This window comes from Polaromonas sp. LjRoot131 (genome assembly GCF_964252805.1).
GTDB lineage: Bacteria > Pseudomonadota > Gammaproteobacteria > Burkholderiales > Burkholderiaceae_C > Polaromonas.
This window is the reverse complement of record NZ_CAXUPF020000001.1, coordinates 1,139,815-1,153,731: the sequence shown is the minus strand read 5'-3', so window position 1 is coordinate 1,153,731 and position 13,917 is coordinate 1,139,815. Positions and strand designations below refer to the sequence as shown.

Genomic DNA, 13,917 nt, shown 5'->3' with positions numbered 1-13,917 from the left:
CCCTTCCATCCGCCCGCCTGAAAGGAACCCGCCATGCTGAAAACCTACACCGGAAGCTGCCACTGCGGCGCCGTCCGTTTTGAAGCCGACATCGACCTCAGCAAGGGCACCGGCAAGTGCAACTGCTCCATCTGCACCAAGACCCGGAACTGGAACGCCCTCATCAAGCCCGACGCCTTCCGCTTGCTGGCCGGCGAAGACGCGCTGAGCGACTACCAGTTCGGCACCAAAAGCGGCCATCACCTCTTTTGCCGGCACTGCGGCGTGCGTTCCTACGAGCGCGGTTACCTTGAGCAGATAGGCGGCGACTATGTGTCCATCAAGCTGGCTTCGCTGGACAACGTCGAACCGGAAGAACTCATCAACGCACCGGTCAACTACGCCGACGGTCGCAACAACGCCTGGTGGAACAAGCCCGCCGAAACGCGCCACCTGTAAGAGCCGCGCAGAAAACCCGCTTGCACAGTCGGCCGGCTGTGCGCCGTGGGGGTTAGGCCATGCGACGTAGGCGCTGTCTCATGACATCTAGTCGCCACGTCTCACATACGGCGGAATTTGCAAGCGTAGTGTTGCAGCACGCCCGGACAAACAAATGCCGGGCGTAAGAACCAACACCTAAACCGCCCTTTTCCGGAGAAACCATGAAGCTCAACCATCTCGCGCCCCTTGCCGCAGCGACCCTGCTGGCCTGCCTCAGTCCCGGCGCCCTGATGGCGCAAACCACGACCTCGATGTACGACATTCCGAACCCGTCCTGGTACATCATGCCGCAGCTCACCATAGTGGACCCGGACTCCCGGTTCAACGGCAACAAGAACCTCAGCGGCCTGGGGTTGCGCTTCGGCAAGGCCGTGTCTCCTTCCTGGGACCTGCAGATCGGCGGCAGCATCGCCCGCGCGAACAACAACGGCCGGCGCTTCGAACAGGACACGCTGGGCGTCGACGGGTTGTACATCTTCAACCGCAGCAGCAATTTCCGACCCTTCCTGCTGGCCGGTATCGGCGCCGAGCGCGACAAACTGCCTACCGCCAGCAAGACCTCGCCCTACCTGAACCTGGGCCTGGGTTTCCAGCTGGGCCTGTCCGACCAGTGGTTCATGCAGGCGGACCTGAGGCGGACCCGTACCTACCTTCGCGGCAACACCTTCGGCTTCGACCACGCCAACACCAACACCGTGAACGTCGGCCTGAGCTATTACTTCGAAAAACCGGTGCGCCCGGTGCAGGCGCAATACACCCCGCCGCCCGCACCCGAACCGACGGTCACAGCGCCGCCGCCTCCCCCTCCCCCTGCACCGGCGCGCTTCGAACGGGTCACGCTGTCGGCTACCGAGCTGTTCGCCTTTGACAGCGCCGAACTGGCGGGCTCGCAACCCAAGCTCGACCAGATCGCGCAAACCCTGATGGGCGGCAACTTCAACGGCAACATCACCGTGACCGGCTACACCGACCGCATCGGATCGGAAGCCTACAACCTCAAGCTGTCGCAGCGCCGCGCGGATGCGGTGAAGAACTACCTGAGCAGCAAAGGGGTCAACGCCGGCCGCCTGACCGCCGTCGGCAAAGGCGAAAGCAACCCGGTGGTGACCTGCAACAACCGCAAGCTCTCCGACCTGATTGCCTGCCTGGCGCCCAACCGCCGCGTGGAAGTCGAGGAAATCGTCATCGAGCGCCGCGTCAACTAACGGCTCGCGCGCCACCCTTCGCAAAAGCCGGCAGACGCCGGCTTTTGCTTTTGCCGCGAACGCTTATTTCGCGCCCAGCCCCATGGCCCGCGAAATCACCTCTTTCATGATTTCGTTGGTGCCGCCGTAAATACGCTGCACGCGCGCATCGGCATAGGCGCGCGTGATCGGGTATTCCCACATATAACCGTAGCCGCCGAAGAGCTGCACGCATTCGTCCATCACCTTGCACTGCAAGTCCGTGGTCCAGTACTTGGCCATGCTGGCGGTCGCGGTGTCCAGTTTGTCCTGCGCCACGAGTTCCACGCATTTGTCGACAAACACACGCGCCACCTGCACCTCGGTCTGCAGTTCGGCCAGCGTGTAGCGCGTGTTCTGGTAGCTCGCCACCGGCTGGCCGAAAACCTTTCGCTCCTTCACATAGGCCAGCGTCCAGTCGATCGCCGACTGCGCCGAGGCCACCGCCGTGATGGCGATCTGCAGGCGCTCCCAGGGCAGTTGCTCCATCAGGCAGATAAAACCGCGGTTCTCGTGCGCCTCGCCGCCCAGCAGGTTTTCCGCCGGCACTTTCACGTCGGTGAAGAACAGCTCCGAGGTGTCCTGCGCCTTCAGGCCGAGCTTTTTGAGCCGCTTGCCGGTTTCAAAGCCCGGCATGCCGCGCTCCACCAGCATCAGGCTGGTGCCCTTGGCGCCGGCCGCCGGGTTGGTCTTGGCCACCGCGATGACGAGGTCGGCATGCCAGCCGTTGGTGATGAAGGTCTTGCTGCCGTTGAGCAAATAGCTGCCGTCGGCTTGCTTGAGCGCGGTGGTCTTCACGCCCTGCAGGTCCGAGCCGGCCGCGGGCTCGCTCATGGCGATCGCGCCCACCATCTCGCCGCTGGCCAGCTTCGGCAGGTACTTCTGCTTCTGTGCCTCGGTGCCGTAGTGCAGGATGTAGGGCGAGACGATCTCGCTGTGCAAACTGTAGCCAATGCCCGAGAAGCCGCCGCGGGCCAGTTCCTCCATCTGGATCACCGAATACAGCTTGTCCGCGCCCGAGCCGCCGTATTCCTCAGGCATGGTCATGCACAAAAAACCGTTCTCGCCGGCCTTGTTCCAGACCTTGCGGTCCACATAGCCCTGCTCCTCCCATTGCTCATGGAAGGGCGCGATTTCCTTGTCCATGAAGCGGCGAAAGGCGTCGCGAAAGGCTTCGTGGTCGGTGCTGAAGAGGCTGCGTTCGATCATGATGTCACCTGGGGGTATGGCTAGGGGCAAGGCTACGGAAGTATTTATACAAAGCGTCCGCTTTGTGAAATGAATATACTTCATGAGCCTCCCCTCCCGCATCCCCATCATCCCTGCCTTCCCGAGGAAAGCCATGAGCACCGAAGCCTTTATCTACGACGCCATCCGCACACCGCGCGGCAAGGGCAAAAAAGACGGCAGCCTGCACGAGGTCAAGCCCGTCAACCTGCTGGCCGGCGTGCTGGCCGAGCTGCAGCAGCGCAACGGCTTTGACACCGCCGCCGTCGACGACGTGGTCATGGGCGTGGTCTCGCCGGTCGGCGAACAGGGCGCGGTGATCGCCAAGGTGGCCGCACTCAAGGCCGGCTGGGACTTCCGCGCCTCGGGTGTGCAAATCAACCGCTTTTGCGCCTCGGGCCTGGAGGCCGTCAACCTGGCCGCGCAGAAGGTGCGCTCCGGCTGGGAAGAGCTGGTGGTGGCCGGCGGCGTCGAAAGCATGAGCCGCGTGCCGATCGGCGCCGACGGCGGCGCCTGGGCGCAGGACCCGGAAACCAACAGCGCCACGCTGTTCGTGCCGCAAGGCATTGGCGCCGACCTGATCGCCACACTCGAAGGCTTCAGCCGCGCCGACGTCGACGCCTTCGCGCTCGAAAGCCAGCAGCGCGCCGCCAGGGCGCGTGCCGCCGGCTACTTCGCCAACTCCGTCGTGCCGGTCAAAGACTTCCTGGGCCAGACCATCCTCGGCGAAGACGAATTCATCAAACCGCAGACCACCCTCGAAGGCCTGGCCTCGCTCAAGCCCGCCTTCGACCAGCTGGGCGCCATGGGCTTTGATGCCGTGGCCCTGCAGCGCTACCCGCAGGTCGAGCGCATCCAGCATGTGCACCACGCCGGCAATTCGTCCGGCATCGTCGACGGTGCGGCCGCCGTGCTGGTCGGATCGGAAGCCGCCGGCAAAACCCACGGCCTGAAGCCGCGCGCCCGCATCGTGGCCGCCGCGCTCAGCGGCGCCGACCCCACCATCATGCTGACCGGCCCCATGCCCGCCACGCGCAAGGCCCTGGCCAAGGCCGGCCTTACGGTGGACCAGATCGACCTGTTCGAGGTCAACGAGGCCTTTGCCGCCGTGGTGATGCGTTTCATGAAAGAAATGAAGGTGCCGCACGACAAGGTCAATGTGAACGGCGGCGCCATCGCCATGGGCCACCCGCTGGGCGCCACCGGCGCGATGATCCTGGGTACCCTGGTCGACGAGCTGCACAGGCGCAAGCTGCGCTACGGCCTGGCCACCTTGTGCGTGGGCGGCGGCATGGGCATTGCGACCATCGTAGAAAGAATCTGAACGCCATGAAGACCATCCAGTACCACGTCGACAACGGCATTGCCACCATCACCTTCGACGAGCCCGACTCCCCCGTCAACACCATGTGCCTGCAATGGCAGGATGACCTCAGCGAAGTCACCGCCCAGGTGGTGAAAGACAAAGCCGGGCTCAAGGGCCTGATCCTCGCCTCCGCCAAATCCACCTTCTTCGCCGGCGCAGACCTGAAGGCCGTCATGCGCCTCACACCCGCCGACGCGCCCAAGGCCTACGCCGAAGTCGAGCGCGTCAAGAAAAACTTCCGCACACTCGAGACCCTGGGCATTCCCGTCGCCAGTTGCCTCAACGGCACGGCACTGGGCGGCGGCTGGGAGGTCGCGCTGGTCGGCCACTACCGCGTGGCCGTGGACGACCCCAAAACCCAGTTCGGCCTGCCCGAGGTGACGCTGGGCCTGCTGCCAGGCGCCAGCGGCGTGACCAAGATGACGCGCCACCTGGGCCTGATGGGCGCACAGCCTTACCTGGTCGAAGGCAAGACCTTTACCCCGCGCCAGGCGCTGGAGCTGGGCCTGGTGCATGAACTCGTGGCCGACGCCGGCGAGCTGCGCGCCAAGGCCCTGGCCTGGCTGGCCGCCAACCCGAAAGCCCAACACCCCTGGGAAGCCAAGGACTACAAAATCCCCGGCGGCACACCGGCCAACCCCAAGATCGCCGCGGCCCTCAGCGTCGCACCCGCCATGCTCAAAAAGCAGACGCGCGGCCTCTACCCCGCGCCCGAAGCCATCCTGGCCTGCATGGTCGAAGGCACGCAGGTGGACCTGGAGACCGCCTTGCGCATCGAGAGCCGCTACCTCGCCAGGCTCATGACCGGCACGAATGCCAAGGCCATGATCAACACCTTCTTCTTCAACCTGAACGCCATCAAGAGCGGGCAGTCGCGCCCGGCACGCGTGCCGAAGTTCAGGCCCAACAAGGTCGGCATCCTGGGCGCCGGCATGATGGGCGCCGGCATCGCCTACGCACAGGCCAGCCGGGGCATCACAACCGTGCTCAAGGACGTGAGCCAGGACAAGGCCGAGGCCGGCAAGGCCTACAGCAGCAAAATCACCGGGCCGCGCGTCGAGAAAGGCCGCATGACGGCGGCCGAACAAAGCGCCCTGCTCGCGCGCATCAGCGCGACCGGCCAGGCCGCCGACCTGGCCGGCTGCGAGCTCATCATCGAAGCCGTGTTCGAGCGCCGCGACCTCAAGGCCAAGGTCACGCAGGAGGCCGAGCCGCTGCTCGCGCCCGGCGGTTTCTTCGCCTCCAACACATCGACCCTGCCCATCTCAAGCCTGGCCACGGCCAGCGACAAGCCTGAGAAGTTCATCGGTATTCACTTCTTCAGCCCGGTCGACAAGATGAAGCTGGTCGAGATCATCCGCGGCAAGCAGACAGACGACGAAACCGTGGCCCGCGCCTTTGACTATGTGCAGGCCCTGGGCAAGATCCCCATCGTCGTCAACGACTCGCGCGGTTTTTACACCAGCCGTACCTTCGGCACCTTTGTGATGGAAGGCGCGGCCATGCTGGGCGAAGGCATTCCGGCCGCCGCCATCGAAAACGCCGGCATCCAGGCCGGCATGCCGGTGGGCCCGCTGGCCGTGCTTGACGAAACCGCGCTCTCGCTGAGCGTGCACGTGCTGGACCAGACCCGCACCGACTTCAGCGCCGAGGGCAAAAGCTACACCGCCACACAAGGCGAGCTGCTGGTCGAGCGCATGGTCAAGGAATTGCATCGCCCCGGCCGCGCTGCCGGCGGTGGTTTCTACGACTACCCGGCCGAGCCCGGCGCGAAGAAACAGCTGTGGCCCGAACTCAAGCCCTTGTTCGAGAAACCCGGCGCCGCCTGGGACATCGAGGAACTCAAGGACCGCCTGCTCTACCGCCAGGCCGTGGAGACCGCGCGCTGCCTCGGCGAAGGCGTGCTCACCACGGTGCACGACGCCAACATAGGCTCCATCTTCGGCATAGGCTTCCCGGCCTGGACCGGCGGCGCCATGCAGTTCATCTACGGCATGGGGCTTGAGGCTTTTGCCCGGCGCTGCGATGAACTGGCTGCCAAATTCGGCTCGGGCTTTGCGCTGGGCGATACAGTCAAGGACGCGATCCGCAAACACCAGCCGGTGTACTGAGCGGCTTCATTTCCCTTTTTCACTCACCTCACCCCTTCCTCACTTCATGCCAAGACTCCACAACAAGATCAGCCTCATCACCGGCGCCGCCCAGGGCATAGGCCTGGCCACTGCCCTCAAGTTCGCAAAAGAAGGCGCCACCGTCATCGTCTGCGACGTCAAGCAGGCCAGCGTCGACGACGCCGTCAAACAATGCCAGGCCCTGGGCGCCCAGGCTGTCGGTTACGTGATGGACGTGACCCAGCGCGCCATGGTCGACGCCGTGGTCGGCAAGGTCAAAGACCAGTTCGGCCGCATCGACGTGCTGGTCAACAACGCCGGCATCACCCAGGACGCCCGCCTGCAGAAAATGACGCTGGAACAATTCGACAAGGTGATCGACGTGAACCTGCGCGGCGTCTTCCACTGCGCGCAAGCCGTCGCCGACATCATGGTGGCCCAGGGCAGCGGCGTGATCCTCAACGCAAGTTCGGTGGTCGGCATCTACGGCAACTTCGGCCAGACCAACTACGCCGCCAGCAAATTCGGCGTCATAGGTTTCACCAAAACCTGGAGCCGCGAACTGGGCCCCAAGGGCGTACGCGTCAATGCCGTCGCGCCGGGTTTTGTCGCCACGCACATCCTGGACACGATTCCCGAGAAAGTCTTGAAGGAAATGGAAGCCCATGTCCCGCTCAAGCGCCTGGGGCGGCCCGAGGAGATCGCCAATGTCTACGCCTTCCTCGCGAGCGACGAGGCGAGTTATGTCAATGGGGCGGTGATTGAGGTGTCCGGGGGGATGTCGGTTTAGCGCTGGAAACAGGAGAACGAGCGCTCTACTCGTTCATCCGAGCCGCTGAGCGGCTTCGGTGCTTCTGAATTGCTAGACGTCGCCGGCCACTTCCACGCGAACCGAATCTGGACGGGTAGCCGTTGCCAGGCTTCCCGCCAGCAAAACACCAACGCCCATGCAGGCTACGCCTGCAGTGATAGCGGTGGGAAGTACGCCTGAAACTTCGAGCACAGGCCATATCGCGAGCAGCAGGATACCCATCAGAAATAGGCTCCTGCCGATGCGGAGACGCCTGTGAAGCGAGGAGCGATATTGCAGCAGGCAGCCACATCCCGAACAGGGAACCGGCCGGAGCCCACTCCAAATGCCATTCATCTGTCTCTGTTCCCGCGCAAGAACCGGCGTTGCGCATGATGGGCAAAGCAATTGGATTTTTGTCATCTACGTGTAGACCCTCAAGCGTCGCGCCTATGGGTTATCTCTTTCGCTCATCGTTTTGGGCAACAGCCTGTACACATACTCATGCATCCAGCTGTTGCCGCCGCCAAACTCCAGGGCCCCGTCCTCAACCAGGAAGGTCAACATCGGGGAAGCGGTTCCGCCACCAAGTTCGACCGGAGCCACACCGTCCAGCAGCGACGTGACGGCGAAAGCGATCCGCCCTGTCAGTTGCTCCACTATTTCGGCCGGAGCGTCCACTGCTTCGATCTCCGTTTTGATGGCGTGAAGTATCGCCTCTGTCAGCGCTTGCTGATGCGAGTCAAAAGAGCCGTTTGAGACGAGTTTCATTCCGGATCCGACATTTGAGTTGAACGAGCGGCCGCAGCCAGGCCCGCATAAAAAGCTTCGGCACAGTTGTGTAGACCATGGCCGACTACATTCCCCAAGAGAACCGACCAGCAAGCGACTTCCCCTGAATCTGCAATATCCCGGCGTCGTTTCTGACGCTGAGGAAGAAATCCCCTGGCAGCTGCGAATCTCCAGGATTGATGAATCGGAGCAGCAACACTTTTTGCGTGGTGTCAAAGGCCTCGACCTTGAGGTGGCGCACAGGAATCATCACGCTGCGGGCACTCCCGGGCATGGCAATGCTGAGGCCGGCAATGGACGGCTGCTTGTCGCCACCCACGACGATATCCAGAAGATAGCCCTCCGCTTCGAACGAAACGGAACTGGTTGCCTGCGCGGTCGCGCACGCGCTGATGGCCACGGCTACTGCAATAAGCTGGCTTCGTGCAAGTCCGGTCATGACAACTTTCCATTCTTGGGCCCGTCAAGCGACGAGGCCCGGCCATCAGAACTCACCTTGCGAAAGCACAGGCCAAGCAACAAGCCAAGCACCCCGCCAACCAGGGCGACCGAGAAAATCAGGAGAAGTCCGTGAAGCTTGGGTGTCCCTGCGGTGCACAGAAAAAAAGCCAGCGCCGACATTGAACTCGCCAAAGCGAAGCAGATTGAAAGACGCGCTACCCGCAAGCGAAAGAAACGCGGGTAGTCACGGCCGATGAGATGGAGTATTTTCCAGGTAGCCACGGCCGCCAGCAAGGTCGACCCGATGGTGGCGAGCCACACGCCGCCCGCCAACGCCATCACCCACCACCAGAAAGCCAGAAACATCGCGTTCCCAAGGCTAGGGAGCAATTGGTCAGCGCTCGGCCACCCCCAGGAAATTGCGCCTGAAGAAAGCTCCAGGAGCGCCATGAAGCATGGCATCCACAGCAAGGGCCCGATCCCCAAAAAACATGCCGTGACAACCTTGAGGCTGGGCGGCCTGCGCCCCTGCAAGTTCTGTGAGCTATCCATCATGCAGCCGATTCTAGGCGTGCAGCCTGCGAATGGCCTCCTCAGCCCTTCCTGCGTTCAGTCATTAAATTCACTCGGGTGAATCGTCTCGTACACATGGCCCTCGCAACAGAACACCACCATCCATAACCCGAACCGGTGCTCGGAATCAGCGGGTATCAGCTGGTTGAGCGCCTTTGCGACGGATTGTTTGAGCGCCGGATCAATGCCTTGGCTGTCCGGCGACTGGGTTTCAACCGTCACCATCACCAGGGCCTCTTTCTCATAGAGCTCAACTTGCGGGAAGGACCATAGCGCAGCCGTTGCCTCGACAAAAGCGGTGGCTACTTTTTCAGGAAGTTCCGGCTGGGAGGTAAAAGTACCCATGGGAGGTGATGTGAGTCCGGCAACGCGACAAATCCGCGATGCCAGATGATGCTGCACAGCAGGGGCTCGGCAACAAGATCATGAGGAAACGGAACTTTTCACCGAAATTAGTTCCTGCTTTTTCGTCCAAAAACCGGCTAAGGCTATTGACGGATTAATCCCAAACGACCTGGGAGCTGCCGTCGGAAAGGGCGCGTGCAAGGCCGGGCAACCCGAAAACGATGAATGCGCCGGGCTTGAGCGAGTACCATCCGGGCCCTCCCCTATTTGGGGGATATACCGGCCAAGGCCCTGCGCCCGTGACATATTCCGCATTCCTCATCCCGGCGTATCCCCCTCGGGAAACTACCCAGCGAAGGTGTGCAAAATGACATGGCGCGCCGGTGCCCGACCTGTCAGTATCCGGTAATCGTCAAGGAAACACATGCCCGCCGTTCTGACCACCCGTTCGCCCCTTCCCGAATCCATCCCCCTCGAGAATGCCGGGCATGCCGACAGCGCCGCGCGTGAGCACCGCTACAACAGCCTGGTCGCCAGGATGGCCGCGTACCAGCAAGGCAGCGGCCCCGCGCCTGCAAAGGCGGAATTCGAGCAATGGAAAGAAGACGTCGCCTACAGCCTGGCCATGCGCAGGCTGCTGGCGGACGCAACTCCGCGCCACTGAGCCTGGCTAAGCGAGGAGCTCCCGGCTTCAGCCGAGGCGCTGGATCAGGTCTTCCAGGGACTGGAAGTCAACCGGTTTCACCAGGTGGCAGTCGAAGCCGGCGCTCTGCGTCCGGCTTTTTTCTTCCTCATTGCCATAGCCGGTGACGGCCGCAATCAGCATGCCGGAGCCGTGCGGCAAGCCGCGCAAATGCCCGGCGACTTCAAACCCGTTCATGCCGGGCATGCCGATGTCGACCAGGGCGGCGGACGCCTCGTAGGTTCTGGCGATCTCCAGCGCATCCACCCCGTTGTAGGCGACCTTCGCCGAATGCCCCAGCAGCCGGAGAATCTCCGCGAGGCTGTCGGCCGCGTCGCGGTTGTCGTCAACGACCAGGAATTTCTTCACCGGCGCGTCGGCCGCCATCGCCTTGTCCACGATTTTCCCCGGAATGGAAAACCTGAACCGGCTCCCCTTGTCGGGGCCTTCGCTCTCGGCGCTGAGCACGCCGCCGTGCATTTCCACCAGGGACTTTGCCAGCGTCAAGCCTATGCCCAGGCCGCTTTCCTTGGCGGCGGACTGCATGTCGCCCTGGGAAAACAATTCGAAAATCTGCTCGATCGCGCTCTGCGTGAGGCCCAGCCCGTTGTCGGACACCTCGGTCCACACCTGGGCGCCTTCCACCCAGCAGCGCAGCGTGATGCGCCCTCCCGCCGGGGTGTACTTGGCCGCGTTGGTCAAAAGGTTCTGGATCACCTGGGTCAATCGGATGCCGTCGGCGTCCACGTAGACCTCGTCCTGCGGCAGCTCCGCGGCAAAAGTGTGGTGCCTGGCGTCCATGATGGGACGCATGGCCTCTGCGGACCGGCTCAGGACCTGGTTGTAGAGGAGGGTCTCCTTCTTGAGCCGTATCTTGCCCGTGCTCAGGCGCCCGACGTCCAGCAGGTCGTCCACCAGCCGCGTCATGTGGGTCAGTTGGCGGTCTATCATCTCGCGGCTGTTCTTGACGACCGGGCTCGGCGAGGGCTCAAGCTGTAGAACGGTGACCGCGTTGCGGATGGGTGCCAGCGGGTTGCGCAGCTCATGCGCGAGCATGGCCAGGAATTCATTCATGCGCCGGCTGGAGCGCTCCAGTTCCTCGAGCCGCCGGCGCTCGGACATGTCGCGGGTGATTTTGGCGAAGCCGCGCAACTGCCCTTCGGCGTCTCTGATGGCGGTGATGACGACATTGGCCCAGAACCTGGAGCCGTCCTTGCGGACCCGCCAGCCCTCTTCTTCCGCCCGGCCTTTTTCAAGCGCTATCCGCAACTCGTTCTCGGGCATGCCGAGTGCCAGTTCCTCGGGCCGGTAAAACAGGCTGAAATGGCGGCCTATGGCCTCGGCCGCGCTGTAGCCTTTGAGGATCTGCGCGCCCGTGTTCCAACTCTGGATGATGCCCTCGGGATCGAGCATGTAGATGGCGTAGTCCTGCACGCCCTCCACCATCAGGCGCAGCCGTTCCTCGCTTTCCCGCAGGGCCTGCTCATGCCTGCGCCTTTCGGTGAGGTCGCGGGTCACCTTGGCGAAGCCCGCATGGCTTCCGTCCGGATCGGTCAGGGAGGTGATGACCACATTGGCCCAGAACCTGGAGCCGTCCTTGCGGACCCTCCAGCCTTCATCCTCGAAGCGACCCTTCTGTTTGGCGAGTTTGAGTTCCTGTTGGGGCCATCCGGTAGCGCGGGCTTCGTCCGTGTAAAACATGGAGAAATGCCGCCCCATCACCTCGTCGGCGACATACCCCTTGATGCGGGTCGCGCCGGTATTCCATGACACCACATGGCCGCCCGGATCCAGCATGAATATCCCGTAATCAACCACGGAATCGACCAGCAGGCGGAAGCGCTCAATGCTGACGGAATCCACGGGGAGAACGGTAGTGAGGGTCATAGCGGTCAATCTCCTGCTTTTGGCAACCCGCGCAGGTTCACGGCATGAACATAAAGCTCGGCGTATCCATACGGCATCCCAAGAGGCCGGGCAAAAAAAAACCCGGGCGGCCCGGGCCTCAAAACTGGTAAATCCAGCGGAGTGATGCGGCCCCCAAACAGGGCTCGCCACTTCAATATAGCCAGACCATTCGTAACATTGTGTAGGAGAACGCCGCATTTGCAGCGTGCGGCAATGCCGCAATGCGGCCGGCCGGGAGGGCCTTACTGCTTTCGCCGTATGACGAAGGCATTGCCTGCCTGCTCAAACCCCAGCACCGGGTAGTAGGACATGGCATCGGGGGCGGAGAGCAGGATCAGGGACACCTGCTCCCCAATGATGGCCTGGGTGCGCCGGATCAGTTCCTTGCCGATGCCGGCACCCTGGTATTTTTTGTCTACGGCGAGGTCCGAGAGGTAGCAGCAATAGGCGTAGTCGGTGAGCGAGCGGCTCAGACCCACCAGCTCGTTGCCCACCCACGCCGAGAGCAGCAGACTGGGCGCCGCGAACATGCGGGCGATTCTGGGCAGATCACCGGTTGGGCGCTTGATCCCCGATTGCTCGAAGACGCGCACGACGTCCACGGGGTCGAGCGGGTAGTTGTGGCGGTACTCAACGTTGATGCTTTTCATGGGTCAGAGGCTTGAGGTTGATCGTGTCCGGATGAACTGCTGGCCAGGCTGTGTCATGCGCCGGGTTTCAGATTGGATTTGACCAGGCCGAGACCTTGCCAGAACTCCTTGGGATAAGCCAATTCAGGCTGGCCCACCCACCCCCGGGTGACGTTCAGTTCATAGCCGGTGGCCAGCTGTTTGTACTCGACGGAATTCAGCGCAATGGCATCCCACTCGCCGGTGAATGTGAGGTCGCTGAGCTTCTGCGGATAGGCACCTGTGCGCACCTTGTGAAGCTCGACCAGGGAGATGGCGGTCTTGAAATGCTGGTCGCCGAACTTGGCGTCGGCCTCTTTCTGGAAATCGCAGCCTCCAAGGGCGGATGACAGCAGGACGATGGCGGCGAAGTGGTGGAGCTTCATAAGGGGTCAACTTGTCGTGCACATGGATAAAACGGGATTGAATCCGCAAACGATTCAGGCCTCGGCAATGACCGCGATGGACACCTTCAGGCCAGGGACCCGAACCGGCAGCTTTGCGCCCTGCCGTGCTGGCGGGTTTTCCGAAAACCACTTGAGCCACTCTTCATTCATGCCGGCGAAGTCGGCCTCCTCCAGGATGATGACGGTGGCGCTCACGACCTTGTCGAGGGAGGAGCCCGCGGCCTTGAGGATGGCGGACACGTTCTGCAAACATTGCCGGGTCTGCTCCTGGATGGTGTCGCCCACAATCTTTCCGGTCACCGGGTCGTGTGGCCCCGTGCCCGAGACGAAGACGAGGCCGGCGGCGCGGACTGCCTGGCTGTAGGTCGGCGGCGGCGCCGGCGCGTCGGGGGTTCGAATGATGTCTCTTGCCATGAATGTCATCCGTGTAGCGGAATGTTGAGGGGATGGACGGGACCAGGTCCAGCAACGATTCTAGGCGGCAGGCCCGCGGGCTGCCTCCTCACAATGGACTAGCTCTTCAGGGGGCCAGCATAGTCATGTTTCAAGATCACCCGGGCCAAACGATGCTCAAGATAGTTGACGGAAGGCTTATTTCCATCCGACCTGAAAACAAAGTACTCGCCGTACTGATTTCTGGCATAAACAGTCAGGACGTAGGTCGTGTTCTCACCGTTGCTGTGGTCTTCGTCTTGGCGGACGACTACTGCGCTTCGGCCTTCAAATGCAAACCGCGGATCATTTGCGTGAATGACACTTTCCAGAAACTGCCGCATTGCTATGTCGATGCGGCTTTCCCCCGAATGACGCCTCGCATACAGGGCATAAGCCGCGATACCAAGCGCTGAAAGCAGAAAGAGCGCGCTTGAGAAAAATGTGACGTCGTACATGCGTGAACGAATCC

General features: G+C 62.5%; 16 protein-coding genes. 6 read left to right on the top strand and 10 right to left on the bottom strand.

Annotated features, from left to right (window positions below; all coding sequences use genetic code 11):
• Positions 1–33: 33 nt before the first annotated feature.
• On the top strand, positions 34–438 hold the full coding sequence (locus tag ACSQ27_RS05270) for a GFA family protein (RefSeq protein ID WP_436154410.1): 405 nt from the start codon (positions 34–36) through the stop codon (positions 436–438).
• A 203-nt stretch (positions 439–641) separates the two neighbouring features.
• Complete coding sequence (locus ACSQ27_RS05265; RefSeq protein WP_436154409.1) at positions 642–1,685, top strand: OmpA family protein; 1,044 nt, start codon at positions 642–644, stop codon at positions 1,683–1,685.
• 63 nt (positions 1,686–1,748) lie between these two features.
• Here the strand turns inward: ACSQ27_RS05265 and ACSQ27_RS05260 are convergent, their stop codons facing one another.
• A complete protein-coding gene (locus tag ACSQ27_RS05260; protein ID WP_436154408.1) occupies positions 1,749–2,912 on the bottom strand; it encodes an acyl-CoA dehydrogenase family protein in 1,164 nt (387 codons plus the stop codon).
• A 133-nt stretch (positions 2,913–3,045) separates the two neighbouring features.
• On the opposite strand from ACSQ27_RS05260, the gene ACSQ27_RS05255 reads away from it, so the two are divergent.
• From ACSQ27_RS05255 to fabG, 3 genes are read left to right on the top strand one after another with little or no spacing between them, the layout of a single operon-like run.
• The gene (locus ACSQ27_RS05255; RefSeq protein ID WP_436155403.1) at positions 3,046–4,254 is read left to right on the top strand and encodes an acetyl-CoA C-acetyltransferase; all 1,209 of its coding nucleotides are present in this window, start codon (positions 3,046–3,048) and stop codon (positions 4,252–4,254) included.
• Between the two features lie 5 nt (positions 4,255–4,259).
• Positions 4,260–6,407 carry a 3-hydroxyacyl-CoA dehydrogenase NAD-binding domain-containing protein gene (locus ACSQ27_RS05250; protein WP_436154407.1) on the top strand — a complete coding sequence of 716 codons (2,148 nt, stop codon included), beginning with the start codon at positions 4,260–4,262 and terminating at the stop codon, positions 6,405–6,407.
• A gap of 46 nt (positions 6,408–6,453) precedes the next feature.
• Positions 6,454–7,197: a 3-oxoacyl-ACP reductase FabG gene (gene fabG, locus ACSQ27_RS05245; protein ID WP_436154406.1), complete on the top strand. Its 744-nt coding sequence runs from the start codon at positions 6,454–6,456 to the stop codon at positions 7,195–7,197.
• Between the two features lie 450 nt (positions 7,198–7,647).
• Here the strand turns inward: fabG and ACSQ27_RS05240 are convergent, their stop codons facing one another.
• The 4 genes from ACSQ27_RS05240 to ACSQ27_RS05225 all read right to left on the bottom strand — a co-directional run bounded on the left by ACSQ27_RS05240 (position 7,648) and on the right by ACSQ27_RS05225 (position 9,348).
• Positions 7,648–7,968, bottom strand: a complete 321-nt coding sequence (locus tag ACSQ27_RS05240; protein ID WP_436154405.1) for a hypothetical protein — start codon at positions 7,966–7,968, stop codon at positions 7,648–7,650.
• 85 nt (positions 7,969–8,053) lie between these two features.
• Entirely contained in the window at positions 8,054–8,428 is a 375-nt protein-coding gene (locus ACSQ27_RS05235) for a hypothetical protein (RefSeq protein ID WP_436154404.1), read from the bottom strand.
• A complete protein-coding gene (locus ACSQ27_RS05230) occupies positions 8,425–8,796 on the bottom strand; it encodes a hypothetical protein (RefSeq protein WP_436154403.1) in 372 nt (123 codons plus the stop codon). Before ACSQ27_RS05230 ends, ACSQ27_RS05235 begins: the two co-directional genes overlap by 4 nt.
• 243 nt (positions 8,797–9,039) lie before the next feature.
• Positions 9,040–9,348, bottom strand: a complete 309-nt coding sequence (locus ACSQ27_RS05225; protein ID WP_436154402.1) for a hypothetical protein — start codon at positions 9,346–9,348, stop codon at positions 9,040–9,042.
• A 424-nt stretch (positions 9,349–9,772) separates the two neighbouring features.
• Between ACSQ27_RS05225 and ACSQ27_RS05220 the strand changes: the two genes are divergently transcribed.
• The gene (locus tag ACSQ27_RS05220; RefSeq protein WP_436154401.1) at positions 9,773–10,012 is read left to right on the top strand and encodes a hypothetical protein; all 240 of its coding nucleotides are present in this window, start codon (positions 9,773–9,775) and stop codon (positions 10,010–10,012) included.
• A 27-nt stretch (positions 10,013–10,039) separates the two neighbouring features.
• Here the strand turns inward: ACSQ27_RS05220 and ACSQ27_RS05215 are convergent, their stop codons facing one another.
• The 5 genes from ACSQ27_RS05215 to ACSQ27_RS05195 form a co-directional block, all read right to left on the bottom strand.
• Entirely contained in the window at positions 10,040–11,917 is a 1,878-nt protein-coding gene (locus tag ACSQ27_RS05215) for a hybrid sensor histidine kinase/response regulator (protein WP_436154400.1), read from the bottom strand.
• A gap of 263 nt (positions 11,918–12,180) precedes the next feature.
• Positions 12,181–12,588, bottom strand: a complete 408-nt coding sequence (locus tag ACSQ27_RS05210) for a GNAT family N-acetyltransferase (protein ID WP_436154399.1) — start codon at positions 12,586–12,588, stop codon at positions 12,181–12,183.
• 53 nt (positions 12,589–12,641) lie between these two features.
• Positions 12,642–12,992: a hypothetical protein gene (locus tag ACSQ27_RS05205; protein WP_436154398.1), complete on the bottom strand. Its 351-nt coding sequence runs from the start codon at positions 12,990–12,992 to the stop codon at positions 12,642–12,644.
• A 54-nt stretch (positions 12,993–13,046) separates the two neighbouring features.
• A complete protein-coding gene (locus tag ACSQ27_RS05200; RefSeq protein WP_436154397.1) occupies positions 13,047–13,427 on the bottom strand; it encodes a RidA family protein in 381 nt (126 codons plus the stop codon).
• Between the two features lie 98 nt (positions 13,428–13,525).
• Complete coding sequence (locus tag ACSQ27_RS05195; protein ID WP_436154396.1) at positions 13,526–13,903, bottom strand: hypothetical protein; 378 nt, start codon at positions 13,901–13,903, stop codon at positions 13,526–13,528.
• Between the last annotated feature and the right edge of the window lie 14 nt (positions 13,904–13,917).